The organism is Brevibacterium sp. HMSC063G07 (assembly GCF_001810665.1).
Taxonomy (GTDB): Bacteria; Actinomycetota; Actinomycetes; order Actinomycetales; family Brevibacteriaceae; genus Brevibacterium.
In genome coordinates this window covers 25,450-46,387 of sequence record NZ_KV802366.1, presented here as the reverse complement: position 1 = coordinate 46,387, position 20,938 = coordinate 25,450, and the positions used below count along the sequence as shown (strand labels likewise).

The window sequence follows — 20,938 nt, the reverse complement described above, 5'->3', positions numbered from 1 at the left end:
GGCACAATGTATTCATGGACCGCTTTGATGAGCTTTTTGCCGATCTCGAGGGCCAGGCTGCCGCTGAGGCAGCCCGCGAACGCGAGGGTGAATACGGTGACCTTGTTGCTGAAAGCTTCTACGAGGTCACCTTTGTTGAGCGCTTGGCCGGTGCCGTCGGTCAGCACGTTCATCTGCGCACTGCCTCCGGCGCTGTTTCAGGCACACTGGTGTCTGTCGGCGAGGGGTGCTGCTGTCTTGAGGGCGAAGTTCTCGTGATGCTTGCAGCGGTTGAAGGGGCTGCTCTGAGACCGCGCGAACACGCGGCGCAGGGACGCTGGCGTTCGGCGCGGTCGATACTGGGGCAGTGGTGTGCGCAGCGGGCACAGGTGCGCGTTGAAACCGCCGGGGCGAGCCTTGAAGGGTTGCTGCACGCTGTGGCCCGAGACTACCTGCAGCTGCGCAGGCGGGGAGTCTTTGAGCTGGTGCCTTTGCGCCGGATCTCTGTGGTCAGGGTTCTGCGCTAGCGGCGATCACATGTCGGTGCCGGCTTCGATCTCCTGCTGGGTTTGGGCGTACATGCGCTGAATGTAGTTTTCGATTTCTGACTTCTCCACGCGCCACTGGCCTCGGCCGCCGACCTTGATGGCCCGCAGTTCGCCGGAGCGGACGAGGTTGCGCGCTCCGGCGGTCGAAATGCTGAGCATCTCTGCAACGTCGGTGAGTGGGAGGAAACGGGTTTCGACGACCATTCTGAGCTCCTTTGACTGGTGGTGAAGCGCAGGGGGTGGGCACGGATGGTGCGTCCGTGTATATTCAAAGAAGAATATCCCGCAAACTGCATCAAATGGTAGCAAAATACATGTAACGGCAGAAAAATCGATCAATGGAGATCTGATGCACACTGCACCTCGCTTTCGCGCTCCCAAGCTTCGCGATCCGCGCGTTCTCGTAGCTGTTCTCATACTTGTCGCATCTGTTGTCGCCACGTGGTTTGTCGTGACGAGCGTTGCGAAAACCACGACGGTGTGGGCGGCTGCGGAACCGCTGGCACCGGGAACTGTCATCACTCGCGAGAACATCCGTCCGGTTGAGGTTCGTCTGCCAGAAGACAGCGGCGGCTACAAGCGCGCTGCTGATGACGACCTCATCGGCCAGACTGTTCTCAGCCCTATCGCTGCCGGGGACCTCGTGCCGACCTCTCAGGTCGGTTCCGGTGACAGCCTGGGCGGTCGTCGGGTTTCCCTGCTGCTCCAGCAGTCCCTGCCGGCAGATGTGAAGGCCGGTTCCCGGGTTGATGTGTGGGCAGTCGACATGCGCAAGGACAGGGGAGAGCCCCAGGCTGTTCTGCGCAATGCCGCAGTTCTTTCTGTTCAGCGTGAGGGCGGGGGCTTTGCGGTCAACTCCGGGGTGAGTGTCGAGGTCTTTGTGCCCAATGACAGCCTGCAGAAGGTTCTGCAGGCGATTGCGGCAGAAGATCACCTGTCGGTGGTGTCGATTCCGAAGGACAGCCCATGATTTCAGTTGTTGTCGCGGTCGATGTCGAGTTTGAAAGCTCCGCGGCGGCGGCGCTTTCTGCCGCAGGCGACATTGCGGTCCGCTCCCGTCCTGCCGATGCGGTCGAACTGGCTGCCGCGATGTCGGCCGGTGCGGCCGAAGTCTATGTGGTCAGCCGCTATTTTCCGGGCGTGGACGCCGAATTTCGGGACAGGGCTCGGCGTTTGGGCGTTCGGATTCTGGGCTACGGTTCGGGGCTGGTGTCCGACTGGGGCGTGGCTGCCGAGGTGGAGGCCGGCTGTCCGGCAGAAGCCCTGTGTGATGCGGTGCGCGCCTGCGCGCTTGCCGAACCGGCTGATATTCCCGAACCGCCGACGGCTGCCCCGGTATACAGCGGAAGTCCGGGGCGGATCGTCGCGGTGTGGGGCGCTGACGGTGCGCCTGGACGGTCCACGCTTGCGGCAGCACTTGCCGACATCAGTTCGCGGGCGGCTTCGACGATTCTGGTGGACGCTGACACGGTGCACGCCTCTCAGGCGGTGATGTTGGGGCTGCTGGACGACGCGTCGAAGATTGCTGCGCTGTGCCGCAGTGCAGAATCTCTTGACGAGGCCGTCATCTCGCGCTGCACTGCGCGTGTCCGGCCGGGCTTTGACGTTGTGACCGGGCTCAGTCGCGCTGACCGGTGGCCGGAGGTGCGGGCCGCAGCGCTGACAGCTGTTCTGGAGGAGCTTGCCAAACGCTATTCGGCTGTCATTGTCGATGTTGCGGCCCGCATCGACCCGGATGATCCTCTCGCGGATCCCTTCTACGACCGGCATGCGGCAACCCGGGCGGTCCTTGATTCCGCTGATGACCTCATCGTGGTCGGCGCGGCGGAACCGCCGGCGCTTGTGCGACTGATGAATGTCCTCGGAAGTGAGCGGGCTCGACGGGCAAAGAAACTGCACACCGTGGTCAATCGTGTGCGCGAAAGCGCTGTCGGGGCCGATCCCGAGCAGCGGATCAAGCAGACGCTGATGCGCTTTGTCGGCTGTGAATCTCCGGTTCTTCTGCCGGATGCGCGCGATGCGCTCGACCGTGCTGTCCTCTCCGGCACCACAATCATCGAGGCCTCGCCGAAGAGTGCTCTGAGCATCGCCCTGTGGGACTTCGCCAGGACCTTGGGACTGGCACCGGCTGCCCGCAGGCGAACGGGACGGAACCGCCGGCGGGGGCTTGCCGATCTGCTGCGCTCATCACTCCGCGATACCGGGGCCGGTGCTGTTGAGCCCAGCGCCATTGGACAATAGGCGTATGAAGAAGCGCGTGTACACAGCCTGTGACTTCGAAGAATTCGCTGCCGCCTGGCCGAACCTGGGGGAGCGAACCGTGTTCTTCCTGACAGATTCTGCCGCGGCCCTGCGCGGGGATGACCTTGACTATGCCGAGTGGCGCGCGATGACAGCCGCGGCGACAGCGGCAGCCGCTTCTGCGGCTTCCAGCGGCACCGCCAGGATTGTGGCGGCTGCCGATGTTGAGGTGGGCGGAGCTTCGAACGTGGATGATCAGATCGCGGTGAGCACAGCGAGTCTTCCCGCGGCCGCCGTTGTGAGCTTTCATGTTGATGAGCACTTACGGCACAGCAGCACGGAAGATGAGCTGATCGAGCAGGACCTGCTGTGGTATGCGCCGTCTGAGATCGACCACCTGCTTGCAGACTTCCGCGCCTGACCGCCGGTCTCAATCAGTCGGCCTCAGACTTCCGCTCGCCGGTTGAGAAGCCGCCCGTCGGTCAGAACCTCAGCCGGCTTTGGCGATTGAGGCCAGCCGGTCGCGGAAAACCCGTTCGACGGCGGCTGCCGCGGCTTCTTCGATCATGCCGCCCAGCAGCGGGACTGACGATTCCGCCTCGGCGTCGACCGTGATGAGCGAATGCCCATCGCCCAGTCCCTCAGCCGTGACATCGGCGGTGATCCGCAGCGGCACACCCGGGATTTCAGCCGCGTAGGCGGCCGGCTCATCCGGGAATGCGTCGGGCACTGTGATCGTCTGCTCCAGGTTGGCGGCTTTGCTCACAAAGGCGGCTGCCGCATCGGGAAGGTCAAAAGAGGCCAGTGAAGCACGGGCCCGCACGACCGTTCCAGCATCACCGGCTTCGGCCGTCGCGGTGGAGCCCTCTGCTGTCTGCCAGCTGTGCGGGGAAGCCAGGATCGAGCGCACTGAGGTGGTTTCGGCCCGGAGTCGTTCACTCACTCGGATTTTCTTCATTCGGCAAATATACCGATCGTCGTTGACGACCTAGAGTGGTACCGAAAGCTTTAGACCACTCATGAGGTGATGAGCGTGACGCAGGCCTACACCGCCGAAATCGCACAGAGCTGGCAGCAGCTGTCCGGCAATCCCGGATCAGCAGCCCTTGTCAGCGCGTATTATCCGAATGTCACCGAAAGCGATTTCGAGGTGTACGGTCCGGAAGTGCTCGCGGCCACCCTCGACTACCACTTCGGTGTTGCCGGGCGCTTCGACGGCGAAGCACCGCAGATTGACATTCACAACCCTGACGCTGACGATCCTGACTACACGGGCAATCGCACCATCATCGACATCGTCGTCGGCGACAAGCGGTTCCTCCTGTCCTCGATTGTCAATAAGGTCTCCAGCCTCGGCTACGCCATCCGGGCTGTGCACCACCCCATCCTGCGGACCGTGCGCACCGGTGGCACGCTTGAGGTCATTGACCCGGCACAGCTGCAGCAGACCACAACCGATACATCGGCCCTGCCGATCATCTCGGCTGAACTAGGCGACGGCGGGCAGACGAACGTCGAATCGTGGATCCACATTGAAATTGACCGGATCCCTGAAGAGGAATTCGCCCAGCTGCAGGAGACTCTCGCCAGTGTTGTCAGCATGCTCAGCGCTGCCACCGGCGATTATCCGGCCATGCGGGACCGAGCTCGGGAGATCGCTCAGCGGCTGCGCGAAAATCCGCCGGCAGACGACCTCGAAGACGAAGCGAGCGAAGCCGCGGCACTCCTGGAGTGGCTTGACGGCCGGTTCGCTTTCATGGGCTACCGCGAGTACCGGCTGAAGAACATCGACGGCCAGTCGGTTCTCGAACCCATTGAAGCCACCGCGCTGGGCATTTCCGCTATGCGCAGCGCCACCACCTCACCTCTGTCAGAAGCCGTTGCGGCACATGCAGAGGACCGTCACGTTCTCGTCCTGACAAAGGCGAACTCACGCTCCCACATCATCCGCCCCGACTACATGGACTACCTGGGGGTGAAAACCTTTGACGAGAACGGGCAGATCGTGGGCGAAAAGCGCTTTGTCGGCCTGTACACCTCGTCGATGTACACCTCGTCAGTCCTCGACATTCCCGTCATCCGCCGCAAAGCCCGAGAGATCATCGAACGTTCCGGAATGTCGCGCGAATCGCATTCGGGCGACGAACTGCTGTCGGTGCTTGAAAGCTACCCGCGTGATGAAATCCTGCAGTCGTCAGTCGAGGACATCGAAAAGGTCGTCCTGCCGGTGGTCAATCTGCAGGAGAAGCGCGAAGCCAGCGTGTTCATCCGCCGTGACGACTACGAACGCTTCGTCTCCGTGCTCGTGTATGTTCCGCGCGACCTCTACGACACGGCCTCCCGCAAACGTGTAGAGCGAGTTCTGCGTCAGCGCTATCGGGCTGAGAGCGTGGACTTCGACGTCCAGCTGAGCTCTTCGGCGCTGGCTCGTCTGCACTTCACCGCCCGGGTTGCCCGCAGTGAGCCGCTGCCCGCGGTCGACTCCGCAGAAGTCGCCGCCCGGATCCGCGGGGCCGTGCGGTCCTGGAGCGAAGACGTGCAGGAATTCCTCGCCCCTTCCGGCACGCGCGTATCCCACAGCGACCAAGCCCGAGTCGCCCTGTGGGGCAATGCTTTCCCAGGAGCCTACGAAGAGTCCTACACGCCGCACGATGCCCTGACTGACATTGCCCGCTTTGAAGAGTGCGAACGGCTCGGCAGCGCACTCATGCGGTTCGAACCGGACTCCGAGCATCTGCGCGAAAGCGGCATCGACCCGGAAACACTGCCGGAAGACGCCGAACTGACCCGGGTGCGCATGCTGTTCTACAAGCGCAAGCCCGCATCGCTGTCGACCATGCTGCCGCTGCTGTCGTCCATGGGCGGGGACATCATCGACGAACGTCCGTACCGCCTGTCACTCGGCGACGGCACGCAGCGCTACCTGTACGACTTCGGCATCGAGTTCCCCACACCCATCACGCAGGCCGACTTCGGCCGGCTGGAAGATGCCTACCTGGCAGGGTGGATGGAAGAGCGCGAGTACGGCAACCTCGACCGTCTGCTGCTGGCGGGCCTGAACTGGCGCGAAGTCGAACTTCTGCGCTCGATCGTCCGCTATCTGCGGCAGGCCTCGGTGGCCTATTCCGACAGCTACATTGCCCGCGTGCTGGCAGCGAACACCGACTTGGCCCGCGGCCTGGTCGACCTGTTCTCCGCAAAGTTCGACCCCGAGTTCTCCGGTGATCGCGAAACTGCGGTCAGTGAGCACGATAACCGGGTGGAGGCAGGCCTGCGCGGTCTGGCAACCCTCGATGAGGACCGCATCGTACGCTCCATGCTGGCCTTTATTCGGGCCGCGGTGCGCACCAACTTCTACCACCCGGCCGACGGCGCCCTGCCCACGGCGCTCGCGTTCAAACTGCTGCCCGAAGAGCTCGGCTTCCTGCCGCTGCCGCGCCCGCAGATCGAAACGTGGGTATATTCGCCGCGGGTTGAAGGCGTGCACCTGCGCTTCGGCGCTGTGGCTCGCGGCGGCCTGCGCTGGTCGGACCGGCGCGATGACTTCCGCACGGAAGCTCTCGGCCTGGCCAAAACCCAGATGGTCAAGAACGCTCTCATCGTTCCCGCCGGTGCGAAGGGCGGCTTTTACCCCAAGGGGCTGCCGGTGGGCGACCCCGAAGCCCGCGCAGCCGCCGGTCAGGCCGCCTACGAAGAGTTCATAGGCGCACTGCTGGACATCACCGACAACCTCGACGGCAGCGGCACGGCTGTCAGCCCCGAGCGCACTGTTGTATACGACAGCGAAGACGCCTACCTCGTCGTCGCCGCCGACAAGGGCACCGCCCGCTTCTCCGATGTCGCCAACGCGATCTCAACAGCCCGCGGCTTCTGGCTGGGCGACGCCTTCGCCTCCGGCGGGTCCAACGGCTACGACCACAAAGAAATGGGCATCACATCACGAGGTGCCTGGAAGTCCACGGAACGCCACTTCCGTGAGCTCGGGGTCAACACGGATGAAGATGACTTCACCGTCGTCGGTGTCGGCGATATGAGCGGGGACGTCTTCGGCAACGGAATGCTGCGCACACCCCACACCCGCCTGGTTGCTGCGTTTGACCACCGCGACATCTTCATCGACCCGAACCCAGACGCTGCCGCTTCTTTCCAGGAGCGCAAGCGGCTGTACGATCTTCCCGGCTCATCGTGGAAGGACTACTCGCAAGAGCTCATCTCCGCCGGCGGCGGCGTGTTCTCCCGCAGTGCGAAGGCCATCACGGTCAGTGCGGAGGCAGCCGAGGCCCTTGGGATTGAGCCGGGCTCCACCTCGCCGGATGACCTCATCCGCGCAGTCCTGCGCGCTCCGGTCGACCTCGTGTACTTCGGCGGCATCGGCACCTACCTCAAAGCGTCGGAAGAAACCGACCTCGACGTGGGCGACAAGGCAAACGACGCCATCCGCATCAACGGTTCCGACGTGCAGGCGCGCGTCGTGGTGGAGGGCGGAAACCTCGCCTGCACTCAGCGCGGCCGCGTCGAAGCCGCCCGCAGCGGGGTGCGCATCAACACCGACGCGATCGACAATTCCGGCGGCGTCGACGCATCCGACCACGAGGTCAACATCAAACTGCTGCTGGAACAGGCCATTGCGGCAGGCTCACTGGCCCGCGAAGACCGCAGCGGGCTGCTGCGCTCGCTGCAGGACGACGTCGCTCGGTCGGTGCTCGAACACAACTACGCGCAGAACGCCGCGCTCGGCGATGCCGCGTGGAACGCCCGGTCTATGACGCAGACACACGAACGGCTCATGGCCTACCTCGAAGAGCACGCCGGGCTCGACCGCGAAGTCGAAGCGCTGCCCACAGACGCCGAACTGACCCAGCGCCACGACGCAGGCGGAAGCATCACAACGCCGGAAACCGCCGTTCTGCTGGCCTACGTCAAAATGGATGCCGGCAGCCAGATCTTCAATTCCGCTGTGCCGGATGAGGCGTTTATGCGCCGGTACCTCGCAAGCTACTTCCCACCATCAGTGGCTGAGCGCTTCTCCGACATCATCGAATCTCATCCGCTGGCCCGCGAGATCGCGGTGTCGAACCTCGTCAACAGGATCGTGGACTTCGGCGGCATCAGCTACCTCTACCGCCTGCTGGAGGAAACCGGAACGACAATCGCGCACGCGGCGCGCGTCTACACCGTCGTCAATGAGCTGTTCAGCCTTGAGGCGCACCTGGATGACATCCGCACACTCGACAACCGGGTGTCCGTTGATGTGCAGAAGCGCCTGCAGTACAACGCCGTCAGACTGCTGGACCGCGCTTCGCGCTGGCTCATTCAGCAGGCTCCCGGCGAATTCGATGTGCTCAGGGCCCTCGAGTACTACCAGGCGACCGTCGCTCAGCTGCGTGAGCTCATGCCGTCGGTGCTGCAGGGCAAGGACCTGTCCGACTACCAAGCGAACAAGCAGGCCTATGTCGATGAGGGTGTTCCGGAGGACGTCGCGGCTCGGGCTGCCGGGCTGCTCGATGAGTTCTCACTTCTGGACATCGTGCAGATCGCCAGCCGCGTGGACCGCCCGGCCCTTGATGTGGCGGCCGTCTACTACGGCATGTCGGCCCGCTTCGAAGCGGCTTCGCTTCTGAAGATGATCGGCAGGCTCGACCGCAGCAGCCGGTGGAAAGCACTGGCACGCGCTGCAACGCGCGATGAGTTCTACCAGGCCCTGCACGGCATCGTGGTGTCTGTTTTCGATGTCTCACACACCACCGCGCCCACGCTGGAAGACCGCGCAGTGGAGCGCATGGAGCAGTGGGAGTACACCAACCGCACGAGCATGGAGCAGGTGGTGGGGCTCATTGAGGAGATCAGCAGGATTGACGACCCGGGCCAGGCGCCGATTTCGGTTCTGCTGCGCATGCTGCGCTCGGTCGTCCGCTCCACCGAGTTCCAGTCTGAAGTCCGATGACCTTCTCAAAGGAGCTGCAGGCTGCCCCGTCGATTCGCGGTGAGGAAGACATTGAGTGGATCCACCTGCTGGTGGGGGATTGGCAGCTCATAGCCGACCTGTCGTTTGCCGACCTCGTGCTGTGGGTTCCCGAAAGCGTCGACGGCGACGAGAGCTTCCGCATCATCGCGCACTGTCGGCCCACCACCGGGGCGACTGTGTTTCACCGCGACCAGGTGGGCGAACGCGCTGAGCCCGGGGTGCACGATCTGCTGTCCCGCGCCTACGCGCAGAACCGGATTGTGGCCTCCCACGAAGACGAGTGCGATCTGGCGGAGGTCGAAGCTGTGCCGGTCAGGCGCGACGGGCGCACGATTGCGCTGATGACCCGCCACACTCAGGGCGTGCGGCGCGGGGGCGTGAGCCGTCTGGAGCGGAACTATCGCCTGTGCGGATCGACTCTCATGGCGATGGTTGCCGAAGGCTCTTTCCCTGGAACCGAGGCGCCCTCGGCTGCTCGCCGAGGTGAACCTCGGGTGGGCGACGGTTTGGCTGTTCTCGCCCGCGAGGGCAGGGTTCGGTATGTTTCGCCCAATGGGATTTCGGTGCTGCACCGGTTGGGGCACGAAGGTGATATCGAGGGCCGCTACCTGGCTGAGATCGTATCGGGCCTGATCAAACAGCAGCGGCCCGTCGACGAGGCGCTGCCGTTGGTGCTCACCGGTCGGGCCGCGTGGCGAACGGAGGTCGAAGCCGGCCGGGTAGCAGTGTCGCTTCGGTCTATTCCCCTTTCTCGCGGCGGTGTGCGAACGGGTGCGCTGGTTCTGCTGCGCGATGTTTCGGAGATCCGCAGGCGCGAACGCGATCTGCTCAGTCGTGACGCCATGATTCGCGAAGTGCACCACCGGGTGAAGAACAACCTGCAGACAGTGTCGGCTCTCCTGCGCCTGCAGCAGAGGAGGGCAGAATCTCCGCATGCCAAAGAATCGCTGTCGGAGGCTATGCGCCGGGTTGAGATGATCGCGGTTGTCCACGACGTGCTGTCGCAGGGAATAGAAACGGAAGTCAATTTCGATGAGATCGTCGACAAGGGTCTGCGCCTGACCCCCGAGCTGGCTTCGCCGAACATCCGGGTGGCCGTCAGCAGACGCGGCAGCTTTGGGCCGATCAGCTCGGCTGATTCGACTTCGCTTGCACTGGCGCTGACAGAACTGGTCACCAACGCGGTTGAACACGGCTTCGGAGGCTTTGACGAAGAAGAGTCGGTTGAGGGGTCGGTGACTGTTACACCCCGCCGCTACGACGACCGCCTCGAGGTGATCGTCGCTGACACCGGGGTGGGGATCTCAGATGAGCGCGGACCGGGCTCCGGCCTTGGAACGCAGATTGTCCGCACGCTCATCACAACCAACCTGGATGGGACCATTGAGTGGCGGCCGCGCCCCGGTGGGGGAACAGAAGCAGTCATCGACGTGCCGCTGCGCGAAGGTTCGTAGCGACACCTGCGCGGGGCGGAAGAACTCTGAGAGCAGCTGCGTGCAAATGCAGAAGCGGGGACTGAAGCCTCAGTCCCCGCCGGCTTTGTCTGTTGTCAGCGTGCTCTGCGTGCGCGGGCTGCACGGCGTTTGAGGGCACGGCGTTCGTCTTCGCTCATACCGCCCCACACACCGGCGTCCTGACCGGAGTCAAGGGCCCACTGCAGGCAGGTTTCAGCAACTTCGCAACGACGGCATACACTTTTGGCCTCTTCGATCTGGAGCAGGGCCGGCCCTGTGTTTCCGATGGGGAAGAAGAGTTCCGGGTCCTCATTGAGGCACGCTGCGCGATGGCGCCAGTCCATGGTGTCCTTTCGTACGGTTGCCGTTAGGCAGGCGGCTGGTGAGGGCGACGAAGCGCACCTGTTCCAGGTGTTGAATAAGGGAGCGAGGGTGCTTCGAATGGCCTGTAGCTCACAGCCTGTTTCAAGGGTCACATATGGCGCACTCGTGCACAAGGGGTTTCTTGTGTGAACTCCATGACAACTCAGGTTGGCCGCAGAGTGATGGTCGGAGCTGTCTGCCGGGAACGCGCGGACCGGTCAGTTAGGCCACCCCGGGCGTTTGCCATAATGCACCTGTGAAGAATGTGCTTGATCCCTCGCAGAACCGTGTAGTCATCATCGGCGGTGGTCCCGGCGGATACGAAGCCGCTCTCGTCGCCGCTCAGATGGGCGGTGAAGTCATGCTGGTCGAAAGCAACCGCACCGGCGGTTCGGCAGTTCTAACCGACGTTGTTCCCTCGAAATCGCTGATCGCAACTGCCGAGCTCATGGTTGAGATGGAATCGGCTTCGCACCTAGGCCTCGTTCAGTCCGGAGACTCAGACGACTCCGTCCTGGGTGCCGACCTCGCCAGAATCAATGCGCGAATCAAACGGCTTGCAGATGCTCAGGCGACTGACATCAAGCACGGACTGCACGAAGCCGGTGTCAAAGTCATCAAGGGCCGCGGACGGCTGGCCGGGCCCGATCTTGTCGACGTGACCGAAACCGACGGCACCGAATACCAGCTCAAAGCCGACACTATTCTGCTCAGCGTCGGCGCGCACCCGCGCGAACTCGATTCCGCCAAGCCGGACGGCGAGCGGATCCTCACCTGGAAGCAGCTGTACGATCTCGATGAACTGCCCGAGCACCTCGTGGTTGTCGGCTCCGGTGTGACGGGTGCCGAGTTCGCCTCGGCCTATCAGGCGCTCGGGTGCGAAGTCACCCTCGTGTCCTCCCGAGACCAGGTGCTGCCGGGCAAAGACCAGGACGCCGCCGAAGTGCTCGAAAACGCTCTGCGCGGCCGCGGCATGAACGTGCTCAGCCGTTCGCGGGCGGCGTCAGTCACCCGCGACGGCGACAGTGTGACGGTGGAACTGGCAGATGGCCGCAAGGTCAAGTGCTCACACTGCCTCATGGCGGTCGGCTCCATCCCCAACACCGATGACCTCGGCTTGGACAACGTCGGAATCGCACTCGAAGACTCCGGTCACATTGTGGTTGACCGGGTTTCGCGCACAACAGTTCCGGGCATCTACGCTGCGGGTGACTGCACACCCGTGCTGCCGCTTGCTTCGGTTGCCGCCATGCAGGGCCGCATTGCCATGTGGCACGCTTTCGGCGACGCCGTTATGCCGCTGAAGCTGCGCAATGTGGCCTCCAACGTCTTCACGGCACCGGAAATCGCAACGGTCGGCTTCACTCAGGCGGAGATGGCCGAAGCCGGCCACGATGTCGAAGAGCTGCTGCAGCCGCTGCCGACCAACGCGCGGGCAAAAATGCAGGGCATCAAGGACGGCTTCGTGAAGATCTACGCCCGCCGCGGATCAGGTTCCGTACTCGGCGGCGTTGTCGTCGGCCCGAAGGCATCCGAACTGATCATGCCGATCACGGTTGCTGTTGAGAACCGCCTGACCGTCGATCAGCTCTCAGCTTCCTTTGCCGTGTACCCGTCGCTGTCCGGGTCGATTACAGAAGCCGCCCGCCGCCTGCACCACTCGGCAGGTTTGGACTTCTGAGTTTCAGCCGCAAAGCCGTACCGCAGCGGCGGTTACAGCAGACAGCAGCAGAGCCGCACACAAAGTGCGGCTCTGCTGCTGTCTGTGGCCCTGCGATTCAACTGCTGCCTGCGGCATCAGGTGCCTTGCCGACCTAGGGCGCAGACTCAGCGGGCAGAGCTTAGGAAGCGAAGGTGATGAGTGTTGTTCCAGACTTAACGGAAGCGCCAGCCTCCACGAGAACGTCGCTCACAACGCCTTCGCGGGCGGCTTTGAGGGGCTGCTCCATCTTCATGGCCTCGATGACAGCCAGCGTCTGACCTTCGGACACTGAATCGCCGGCAGCCACCTCGACGGACACGATGGTGCCCTGCATGGGTGCTGCCAGCTCAGCCGATTCGCTTGCCCGCCGTGAGCCCTTGCGGCGCAGGCGACGGGCGGGGCGTTCGGTCGCAGCGGCTGTGTTGCCGGCCGCCGCCAGCTCCTTGGGAACTTTGACGGTCAGGCGGTGCCCGTCGACTTCGACGACAACATCGACCGAGCTGCTTTCGGCACCCTGGTCGGCCTGCGTTGAAGCGAAGATGTCGAAGTTCGGGACGTACTCGGTCTGCAGCCATTCGGTCGACACAGAGAAGTCGTCTGCGAAAGCCGGCTCGTTCACCAAGGCCCGGTGCAGCGGCAGAAGCGTTGCGACCCCTTCGAGTACGTATTCGCTCAGTGCGCGGCGGGCGCGGGCGAGTGCATGCTGGCGGTCTTCGCCGGTCACAATGAGCTTGGCGAGCATGGGGTCGAAGTCCGAGGTGACGAAACGGCCGACTTCCACGCCGGAGTCCATGCGCACGCCGGGTCCGGCAGGCTCGCGCAGAGCGGTGATCTTGCCGGTTGCGGGGAAGAAGTTCTGGGCGGGGTCTTCTGCGTTGATGCGGAACTGGATGGCGTGGCCGCGGGGTGCGGGGAAGGATTCGGGCAGAGATTCGCCCTGGGCGATCTTCAGCTGCCATGCGACAAGGTCAATGCCCGCGACCTCTTCCGTGATGGTGTGCTCGACCTGGATACGGGCGTTGGTTTCCATAAACGACAGCGTGCCGTTGTCGCCCATGAGGAACTCACAGGTGGCAGCGCCCACATAGCCCACGGCATGCAGAATGTTCGTGGTTGCCTCTTCAAGAGTGGCAACCTGTTCGTCGCTGAGGAACGGTGCAGGGGCTTCTTCGATGATCTTCTGGTTGCGGCGCTGCAGAGTGCAGTCGCGCGTCGACCCGATGAGGACACGCCCGGCGGCATCGGCGATCGCCTGGACTTCGATGTGGCGGGGACGAAGGATCTGCTGTTCGACCAGCACGTCGTCGCGGCCGAAAGCGGCTTTGGCTTCGCGGCCGGCGGATTCGTATGCGTGGGGCAGTTCGGCCCGGCTGGCCGCCGTGCGGAAGCCGCGCCCGCCGCCGCCGTGCACGGCTTTGATGACAATGGGGTAGCCGATCTCGTCGGCTACGGCGAGGGCGTCGTCGACGCTCTCCACCGGTCCGTTGGATCCGCGCGTGGTGGGTGCGCCGACTTCACGCGCCACAGCGCGGGCGTTGGCTTTGTCTGCAAGGCCTGCGATGGCTGCCGGGGGAGGTCCGACCCACACGAGGCCCGCGTCGATGACCGCCTGGGCGAATTCGGGGCTTTCTGCCAGGTACCCGTAGCCGGGGTGGACGGCTTCAGCGCCGGAGCGTTCGGCGATTGTGAGGATGGAGTCGATGTCGAGGTAGGTTTCAGCCGCACCGCTGCCGGGCATGAGCCAGGCATCGTCGGCGTAGCGGACGAAGTCGGCGTCCGAATCGGGTGTTGTGTAGGCGGCGATCGCGGTCAGACCGAGATCGTGGCACGCCCGGACAACCCGCAGGGCGATTTCACCGCGATTGGCGATGAGCACCCGCGTGAACGGCTTGGTTTTCACCGTTGCGGAAAAGGTCGGCGACATTCGCTCTCCTGAGAGGGTCGGGGATAGACACAGCAAATCTAGTGATGAGCACTAATGGTTTGTGTGCTGGTGACAAAAGGAATGGAAAAGCTTTTGGCGCAAGCATTGGGTGTGCGTGTCTGCTGTGGGCTGGCCTACTCTGCCCGGGCCGTGACACCCGCCTTCAGCCGCGATCAGACGCTCGCACCGGAGGCCCGGTTCCACAGGGAGTGCCATTCGACGCCCAGCTGTCGGCACATATCGCGCAGCAGGGGTACGGACATGCCCAGAACGTTGGTGTGATCGCCTTCGATTCGGGTGACGAAAGCGGCTCCATAGCCGTCGATTGTCAGCCCGCCAGCCACTTTGAGAGGCTCTTGGGTTCCCACGTAGGCCTCGATTTCGGCATCTGTGAGTTCAGCGGTTGTGATGAGCGTCGATCCCACGGCCTCCGTGAAGTCTTCGACTCTCGGTGCGCTTCCGCCGGTCGGACAGTCCAGGCGGGCCATGAATATTCCGCTGTGCAGGTGAGCTGTGCGTCCGCCCATTGTCCGCCACAGTGCGCGGGCGCGCTGCGGGGTGTGGGGCTTGCCGACAGCCTGCCCGTCGAGCTCAAGCATGGAATCAGAGGCGATGAGAACAACGGGTTCTCCCGCTTTGCCCGGCAGATTTTCAGCAGTGAGTTCGCTGATGACCGCACGGCCTTTGGCAGATGCCAGAACGGCTGTCTGCTCGGCAGTGGTGAGTTCGCGGCCCACTTTCTGCGCAGCGAGGCTCAGCGCCGCATCTTCGTCAACACCGGAGACAATCACGGTCGGCTCTATGCCGGCGGCTCGCAGAATCGACAGTCGGGAAGGCGACCCGGACGCGAGGATCACAGCGGTCATTCGGCGCTGTCCTGTTCTTCTGCAGATGCACAGCTCCTAGGCGCCCGGGCGGCCTGCCTCTGCAAGGCAGATGTGGGTGCCGGGGGAGTGGACGACGGCTGGGACTGCTGTGCGATCGCAGTGGGAAAATCCATGACCCGGGCAACTGTTGTGACAATTGCCGAGGCGATCTGGGCGCTGCCGAAGCGCGACGGATAGCGACCCTCTGGGGCCAGGAGGCTCATACGCGATGTCCCGGAGAGCAAGTGGGTGAGGCTGATGGGGACCGCGTTCGTCGACAGGGCCGCAACGGTCTGGGACCCGGCAAGAACACGCGACGAGCGGCGCAGGACCGTGCGCACAGGATTGCGCAGTCCCGGCAGGCTGCCGAGATTGGGTGTGGTCAGAACGAGCACCCTGTAGTTGCCTTCGACCTGCAGGCGGTTGATGGCGTTGGTGAGAATCGGCAGGCCGATGGTGCCCTTGACCGGGTGGACGACATCGGCGGTGCCCATTGAGATGACAGCAAGGCGAAGCTGGGAGCCTCCGGGTGTGCGCTCCATGGTCGGATCGGCCAAGAGCTCTGAGACCTGTGCGGCGATCGCGGTCGCTCCGACAGCGGGAACAGCGAGGCTGCGCAGGCGGACCGGTGACTGCGTCAAGGCCGAAAAACCGCGGGCAATGCGCACTGCGGGGTGGTCATCAGCGGTCTCCAGGCCGATTCCCGACAGCCACGAATCCCCAATGACGGCAACTGCTGGCAGTTCGCTGTCCTCGGTGCTGAGAGGGCCTCGGGTCCCGTCGTCGCACACAACGGCAGCGTGGGGATATTTGCGCCGCTGCGCATCAGCGCGGAATGCACGGCGGACTCGTTTGGACTGAGCCCGCAGGATTCCCGTTCCGGCTCCTGCAGCGGCACCGGCTGTGGTTCCGACTGCGAGTATCGCTTTCCAGCTGTTCTTCACGATCCCACTCTATCTGCCCTCGACGAAGGGTCTGTTTCCGCGCGAAAGCGTGTTTGCGGTAAGTGCCGTCGGTTCGGCCGGGCGTGAGCGCTGAAGGGCGCACAGGATATAGCCTGGTCCCATGACGAAGAAGAGCCCCAAAGACCAGCCGGGGGCAGCTGCCGAGCAGCTGACGGATCCCGCGCTGGCAGATGCGTACCGGCTGCAGTCGCGAAGCTATGTTCCCTTTGTGTCACGCGGTTTGCGCTTGGCTGCGGCCTGGAGCTGGCGCTCGCTGGTTGTATTGGCGGCGGTGGCCGTTCTGCTGTGGCTTTTGTCGAAGATCACATACGTTCTCATTCCGCTGCTTGTCGCTCTGCTGATTTCAGCCCTGTTGACGCCGCTGGTGAACTTCTTGGCTCGGCACAAGTGGCCCCGGACGGCCGCCGCCGCGACGGTGCTTCTGAGCTTCATCCTGGTGGTAGCGGGTCTGCTCGCGCTCGTCGGCCAGCAGCTTGTCGCCGGAATCATCGACTTGACGTCGACCACCATGAAGGGTGTCGACGCTATTGCCGTTTGGATTCAGTCGAACCCGCTGGGCTTGGATTCGACGGTGATCGCGCAGACTGTTGCCGATGCAACACAGCAGGTCAATGAATTTCTCAGTGCTCAGAAGGGCAAGATCGCAACGGGTGTTCTCGGCGCCGCTTCGAGTGTCGGCACGTTCTTCGCCGGTTTGCTGATTTCGCTGTTCGCCACCTTCTTCTTCCTGCTCGAAGGCAGCCGGATCACCCGCTGGATCACCCGCCTGCTTCCGGTTCCGGCACGGGAACCGGCACTGGGTGCCGCCTTCCGAGGTTGGATGGCACTGGGCCAGTACGCCCGGATCCAGGTGATCGTTGCGGCGGTCGATGCTCTGGGCATCGGCATCGGTGCGCTCATTCTGGGTGTGCCGCTTGTCATCCCGCTGACTGTGCTGATCTTCCTGGCGTCATTCATCCCGTTTGTCGGTGCTGTCGCCACGGGCATCATCGCGGTCCTCTTGGCTCTCGTGGCCAAGGGCTTCGTGCACGCGATCGTCATGCTCGGCATCGTTCTGCTGGTGCAGCAGGTTGAGAGCAACGTGCTGCAGCCGTTCCTCATGGGCAAGGCCGTGTCGGTCCACCCGCTTGCCGTTGTCCTTGCTGTGACCGTCGGCTCCTATCAGTTCGGCATTGTCGGCGCACTGTTCGCTGTGCCGCTTGTCGCCTCCGTGTCTGCGGCTATTGGATACCTGGCCGAACTGTCCTCCCAGCAGATGCTCGCCGATGCTCGGCGCGAAGGCGTGATCGCGTCCGGGGAGGGGCCGAACCTGCCGGGCGAAACCTCACCGGGTGTTGCGGCCAGAACCCCCGATAGTCAGAGGCGCACTGTCATCATCTCCGATTTCAAACAGAGTGAAGCCTCCGGGTGAGTCGGGCTGAAGACGAAGACGGCGGGAGCAGACACAGTGTCTGCTCCCGCCGTCTTCGTCTTCAGAAAGGTTGAGCCTTCCGGCGTGTCAGGTGATCAGTACGCCTTCGCCGATTTCACGGTGACAGTGATCTTCCTGCCGTTGGGGGCTTCGTATTCGACGTCGTCGCCGACCTTCGCCCCGTTGACCGCCTGGCCCAGAGGCGACTGTTCGGAGAACACTTCGACTTTGTCTTCTTCCGAGATGATTTCGCGCGAACCCAACAGGAACTCCATCTTTCGGCCGTTCATCTCAACGACGATCAGCTTGCCGGGTCCTGCGGTTTTGTCGTCCGCGTCCGCTTCGCCGACTTCGGCGTTGCGCAGCAGCTCTTCGAGCTGGCGGATGCGGGCCTCCATCTGACCCTGCTCGTCGCGCGCAGCGTGGTAGCCGCCGTTTTCCTTGAGGTCGCCTTCTTCGCGCGCAGCGTCAATGCGCTCCGCGATTTCTGCTCGGCCGGGGCCCTGGAGGTGTTCGAGTTCCTTTGTCAGGCGCTCGTAGGCCTCTTTGGTCAGCCACGTCTTGTCGCCGACGTTTTCTTCAGCCATGATGTTTCCTCCTTAGGCGCTGCACCGTGCAGCGCATGTCTAAGTGAAATCCCGGGTCCGCAGAGGACCCGGGATGGTTATCACGTCATTTTAGCTGACAAACCAGCAGGTTTCTAAGTGCCCCTGCACTGCAAGCTGGGTTGTGTTGACACTGACTTCCTGATGAAACAGGTCTGACGAGGCGGTGTCAGGTGCTGCGGGGATCGTCACCTCGCGGTATCCCACCACGGCCTCGAAGTCGTTCTTCGCAACCACAGAGCACACAGAATCGCGGCTGCGGTCGGGCCGGATGTTGAATTCCACGATCGCCCGATTGGAATCGACGGCTTCAAAGGCGACATCGGATGCCGTAGTCGGTGCGCCCGCCGGTCGAAAGGCGAAAAAGGCAGCTCCGGCTGTGATCAGGACAGCAATGATGCCGGCAATGATGAGCAGCGTGCGTCTGTTCAGCTGTGCACCTCGATAGCCGGGTGCACGCCCCCCGTACCTTTCGCTCACAGCCGACCTTTCTGCCAAGCGTTCATGTTCGACGTACTAGTCTAGAGTAGTCATTTCCGCCGGGAGCGAGCCCGCGCCCTCATGGAGGTCTACGTGAAATCAACCGCGCCGTATTCGCAGCTGCGCATGCTTGCAGTGCATGCTCACCCTGACGACGAATCGTCTAAGGGAGGTGCGACGACGGCGCTCTACACGACACTCGGAGCGCAGGTCACGATCGCCACGATGACCGGTGGGGAAGCGGGTTCGATTCTCAACCCTGCTCTCGAGGGAAGCCCCGCGGCCATTCGCGACATCGCGGGTCTGCGCCGGGACGAAATGGCGCGTGCCGCACAGCGTCTTGGTGCCCAGCACAAGTGGATCGGCTTCGTTGATTCGGGCCTGCCCGAAGGCGGCTTCGACGATATTGATCACGGAACGTTCTGGACCGCTCCGACAGAAGTCGCGGCACGGCCGCTGGTCCACCTCATCCGCCAACTGCGCCCGCACGTGGTGACGACCTATGACGAACTCGGCGGGTACCCTCACCCGGACCACATCCGCGCTCACGAAGCCACGATGCTCGCAGTCCAGATGGCAGCTGATGCTGACTGCAACCCCGAACTGGGCGAGGCCTGGCAGGTGCCGAAGGTCTACTACAACATGGACCTCACGCCGGCTAAGTGGATGCACATTCACGGCATCATGGCGAAACTGGGCGCTGAATCGCCCCTGAGCGCTGAACGCCAGGAGCGCATCCGCACCTCGGCGAACAAACGCGACTACAAGCTGACCGCATCAATCCCCGCGGGGGCCTTCTTGGAAACCGCGGCAGAAGCGCTGCGCGCTCACGCAACCCAGATCGACCCCAGCAGCGGGTTTTTCTCGGAAGTGCAGATGATGGCTGAACAGTACTGGCCCACAGAAGAGTTCGAACTCGCCGTCGACAACACCGGCAGGGACGGCGATTTCGGCGAGTTCTCCGAACATGACCTGTTTGAGGGAATCACACTCGAAGACGGCACCTTCGTAGCGCCGGGAGACCTGAAAGCCGCCATGCGCACAGCCGGAATTGAGATCGTCGAACCCGCCCAGAAACTCCAAGGAGAATGATGCTCGACACCATCGTCTTCGCCGTGGCACAGGAACAGCCGCCGAAAATGCCGGACCCCGTGCTGGTCACCCCCGGCACAATCGGGTTCGTCGCCACAGCGCTTGTTGTGGTTGCAACGATCTTCCTCATCCGCGACGCCGTACGCCGCATTCGCCGCATTCGCGCACGCGACGGCGCACGGGTCGAATACACCATTCCGCTGCGCAAAGACGGCGACCTCGAAGGACAGCAGTCAGCCCGCCCCGACTGGCAGGGGCCGGAAGAGAGGCAGGACGGCGACAGCGGACAAACCGGACCCGAAGACACCCGCACAGACAGCTGAAAGCTGATCGGCGCCTTTAAGAGGAATGCTAAAAGATCGGGGTGACTGCCTGACAGGGCAGTCGCCCCGCTTTTATATGGCCATAGCGGAGGCGGTGAGCATAGCCGCCAGATGACAGCCGTAGCCCACCACGGTGCAGGCGTGGAAGATCTCGTGGAAGCCGAAGGCTCCCGGCACCGGATTGGGGCGCTTGAGCCCGTAGATGACAGCACCGGCAATGTAGAAAGCCCCGCCGATCACCACGAGGATTCCCGCGGCAAGGTTCGCCACCCACATGTGCGGCACATAGCCGACCCCGGCCACACCGATGCCGATGTAGACCGGCACGAAAAGCGCACGCGGGGCGGACGTCCAGATGAGCCGGAAGGCAACACCGGCAGCCGCCCCAACCCACATGACGGTCAAGAGGATGAGTGCCTCGTCAGACGGCAGCAGGAGCAGTGCCAGGGGAGTGTAGGTGCCGGCGATGATGAGGAAGATGTTGGCGTGGTCGAACCTGCGCAACAGCAGGCGAATGCGCATGCGCCACGGTCCACGGTGATATACAGCCGAAGTGCCGAACAGCAGCATGCCGGTCAGGGCGAAAACAGCAGCACCCAGGCGCACCGGGATGGTCGGACCGAGGATGACGGCAGCGAGTCCGCCGATGACGGCCAGAGGGAATGCGCCGACGTGAATCCACCCGCGCCACGATGTTTTCTTCTGCCCGACCATACGGCCCAGCTCAGTGCGAAGAAAGGCTCGCCTGCGGCGTGACATGCGGCTGCGCGACACAGAGACCCTGCGGCCGGGGGCAGTGGTTTCTTCACGTGGCCGATCGTCCGGAACAAGGGCCGAGGCGGCGGTTTGGTGCTCCATATGTGAAGTGTATGTTTTGGGACTGACAGAAGCGTGGGCATTCCACAGGGCGGCCCCTGCTATCTATTAGATTAGGAATGCACCCACAAGCACACGGTGGATGCGGAAGTCGATGGGCTGAAGGCTCACATGAGTCAACTGTCCGCACGGGAGGAAGGCCGA

19 protein-coding genes are annotated in these 20,938 nt (G+C 63.3%); 10 read left to right on the top strand and 9 right to left on the bottom strand.

What is annotated here, in order from left to right:
* Positions 1-14: 14 nt before the first annotated feature.
* A complete protein-coding gene (locus HMPREF2757_RS10810) occupies positions 15-506 on the top strand; it encodes a hypothetical protein (RefSeq protein ID WP_070576659.1) in 492 nt (163 codons plus the stop codon).
* Positions 507-512: 6 nt separating this feature from the next.
* On the opposite strand, the gene HMPREF2757_RS10805 is transcribed toward HMPREF2757_RS10810, so the two are convergent.
* On the bottom strand, positions 513-731 hold the full coding sequence (locus HMPREF2757_RS10805) for a helix-turn-helix domain-containing protein (protein WP_070576656.1): 219 nt from the start codon (positions 729-731) through the stop codon (positions 513-515).
* A gap of 145 nt (positions 732-876) precedes the next feature.
* On the opposite strand from HMPREF2757_RS10805, the gene HMPREF2757_RS10800 reads away from it, so the two are divergent.
* Genes HMPREF2757_RS10800 through HMPREF2757_RS10790 form a run of 3 tightly spaced genes read left to right on the top strand, consistent with a single transcriptional unit; the run spans position 877 to position 3,189 of the window.
* Complete coding sequence (locus HMPREF2757_RS10800) at positions 877-1,497, top strand: SAF domain-containing protein (RefSeq protein WP_070576652.1); 621 nt, start codon at positions 877-879, stop codon at positions 1,495-1,497.
* Positions 1,494-2,768 carry a CpaE/TadZ family protein gene (locus tag HMPREF2757_RS10795; protein ID WP_070576649.1) on the top strand — a complete coding sequence of 425 codons (1,275 nt, stop codon included), beginning with the start codon at positions 1,494-1,496 and terminating at the stop codon, positions 2,766-2,768. The genes HMPREF2757_RS10800 and HMPREF2757_RS10795 overlap by 4 nt, the downstream gene beginning before the upstream one ends.
* A gap of 4 nt (positions 2,769-2,772) precedes the next feature.
* Entirely contained in the window at positions 2,773-3,189 is a 417-nt protein-coding gene (locus tag HMPREF2757_RS10790) for a DUF6912 family protein (RefSeq protein ID WP_070576646.1), read from the top strand.
* A 69-nt stretch (positions 3,190-3,258) separates the two neighbouring features.
* On the opposite strand, the gene HMPREF2757_RS10785 is transcribed toward HMPREF2757_RS10790, so the two are convergent.
* A complete protein-coding gene (locus HMPREF2757_RS10785) occupies positions 3,259-3,711 on the bottom strand; it encodes a DUF2505 family protein (protein ID WP_070576643.1) in 453 nt (150 codons plus the stop codon).
* A gap of 84 nt (positions 3,712-3,795) precedes the next feature.
* Between HMPREF2757_RS10785 and HMPREF2757_RS10780 the strand changes: the two genes are divergently transcribed.
* Positions 3,796-8,712, top strand: a complete 4,917-nt coding sequence (locus HMPREF2757_RS10780; RefSeq protein ID WP_070576641.1) for an NAD-glutamate dehydrogenase — start codon at positions 3,796-3,798, stop codon at positions 8,710-8,712.
* Entirely contained in the window at positions 8,709-10,187 is a 1,479-nt protein-coding gene (locus HMPREF2757_RS10775; protein WP_070576638.1) for a sensor histidine kinase, read from the top strand. The genes HMPREF2757_RS10780 and HMPREF2757_RS10775 overlap by 4 nt, the downstream gene beginning before the upstream one ends.
* A gap of 95 nt (positions 10,188-10,282) precedes the next feature.
* On the opposite strand, the gene HMPREF2757_RS10770 is transcribed toward HMPREF2757_RS10775, so the two are convergent.
* Positions 10,283-10,531 carry a WhiB family transcriptional regulator gene (locus HMPREF2757_RS10770; RefSeq protein WP_019175610.1) on the bottom strand — a complete coding sequence of 83 codons (249 nt, stop codon included), beginning with the start codon at positions 10,529-10,531 and terminating at the stop codon, positions 10,283-10,285.
* Between the two features lie 275 nt (positions 10,532-10,806).
* On the opposite strand from HMPREF2757_RS10770, the gene HMPREF2757_RS10765 reads away from it, so the two are divergent.
* On the top strand, positions 10,807-12,231 hold the full coding sequence (locus HMPREF2757_RS10765) for an NAD(P)H-quinone dehydrogenase (RefSeq protein WP_070576635.1): 1,425 nt from the start codon (positions 10,807-10,809) through the stop codon (positions 12,229-12,231).
* A gap of 160 nt (positions 12,232-12,391) precedes the next feature.
* Here the strand turns inward: HMPREF2757_RS10765 and HMPREF2757_RS10760 are convergent, their stop codons facing one another.
* The 3 genes from HMPREF2757_RS10760 to HMPREF2757_RS10750 form a co-directional block, all read right to left on the bottom strand.
* Positions 12,392-14,176 carry an acetyl/propionyl/methylcrotonyl-CoA carboxylase subunit alpha gene (locus HMPREF2757_RS10760; protein ID WP_070576632.1) on the bottom strand — a complete coding sequence of 595 codons (1,785 nt, stop codon included), beginning with the start codon at positions 14,174-14,176 and terminating at the stop codon, positions 12,392-12,394.
* A gap of 173 nt (positions 14,177-14,349) precedes the next feature.
* Positions 14,350-15,042, bottom strand: a complete 693-nt coding sequence (locus HMPREF2757_RS10755) for a Maf family protein (RefSeq protein ID WP_070576629.1) — start codon at positions 15,040-15,042, stop codon at positions 14,350-14,352.
* Positions 15,039-15,986 carry an SGNH/GDSL hydrolase family protein gene (locus HMPREF2757_RS10750; RefSeq protein ID WP_070576627.1) on the bottom strand — a complete coding sequence of 316 codons (948 nt, stop codon included), beginning with the start codon at positions 15,984-15,986 and terminating at the stop codon, positions 15,039-15,041. Before HMPREF2757_RS10750 ends, HMPREF2757_RS10755 begins: the two co-directional genes overlap by 4 nt.
* Positions 15,987-16,107: 121 nt before the next feature.
* Here HMPREF2757_RS10750 and HMPREF2757_RS10745 point away from each other — a divergent pair, with 121 nt between their 5' ends.
* Positions 16,108-17,418 (top strand): AI-2E family transporter, encoded by a 1,311-nt coding sequence (locus HMPREF2757_RS10745; RefSeq protein WP_070576624.1) that lies wholly within the window; start codon positions 16,108-16,110, stop codon positions 17,416-17,418.
* A 95-nt stretch (positions 17,419-17,513) separates the two neighbouring features.
* Here HMPREF2757_RS10745 and greA read toward each other — a convergent pair whose 3' ends face one another.
* Both greA and HMPREF2757_RS10735 read right to left on the bottom strand, forming a co-directional pair.
* The gene (gene greA, locus HMPREF2757_RS10740) at positions 17,514-18,005 is read right to left on the bottom strand and encodes a transcription elongation factor GreA (protein ID WP_070576621.1); all 492 of its coding nucleotides are present in this window, start codon (positions 18,003-18,005) and stop codon (positions 17,514-17,516) included.
* Positions 18,006-18,095: 90 nt separating this feature from the next.
* Complete coding sequence (locus HMPREF2757_RS10735) at positions 18,096-18,503, bottom strand: DUF4307 domain-containing protein (RefSeq protein ID WP_070576618.1); 408 nt, start codon at positions 18,501-18,503, stop codon at positions 18,096-18,098.
* 93 nt (positions 18,504-18,596) lie between these two features.
* Between HMPREF2757_RS10735 and mca the strand changes: the two genes are divergently transcribed.
* Positions 18,597-19,595: a mycothiol conjugate amidase Mca gene (mca, locus tag HMPREF2757_RS10730; RefSeq protein WP_083304259.1), complete on the top strand. Its 999-nt coding sequence runs from the start codon at positions 18,597-18,599 to the stop codon at positions 19,593-19,595.
* Entirely contained in the window at positions 19,595-19,918 is a 324-nt protein-coding gene (locus HMPREF2757_RS10725) for a hypothetical protein (protein WP_141738929.1), read from the top strand. The genes mca and HMPREF2757_RS10725 overlap by 1 nt, the downstream gene beginning before the upstream one ends.
* A 72-nt stretch (positions 19,919-19,990) precedes the next feature.
* Here the strand turns inward: HMPREF2757_RS10725 and HMPREF2757_RS10720 are convergent, their stop codons facing one another.
* The gene (locus HMPREF2757_RS10720) at positions 19,991-20,776 is read right to left on the bottom strand and encodes a PAQR family membrane homeostasis protein TrhA (protein ID WP_062019785.1); all 786 of its coding nucleotides are present in this window, start codon (positions 20,774-20,776) and stop codon (positions 19,991-19,993) included.
* Positions 20,777-20,938 lie beyond the last annotated feature (162 nt).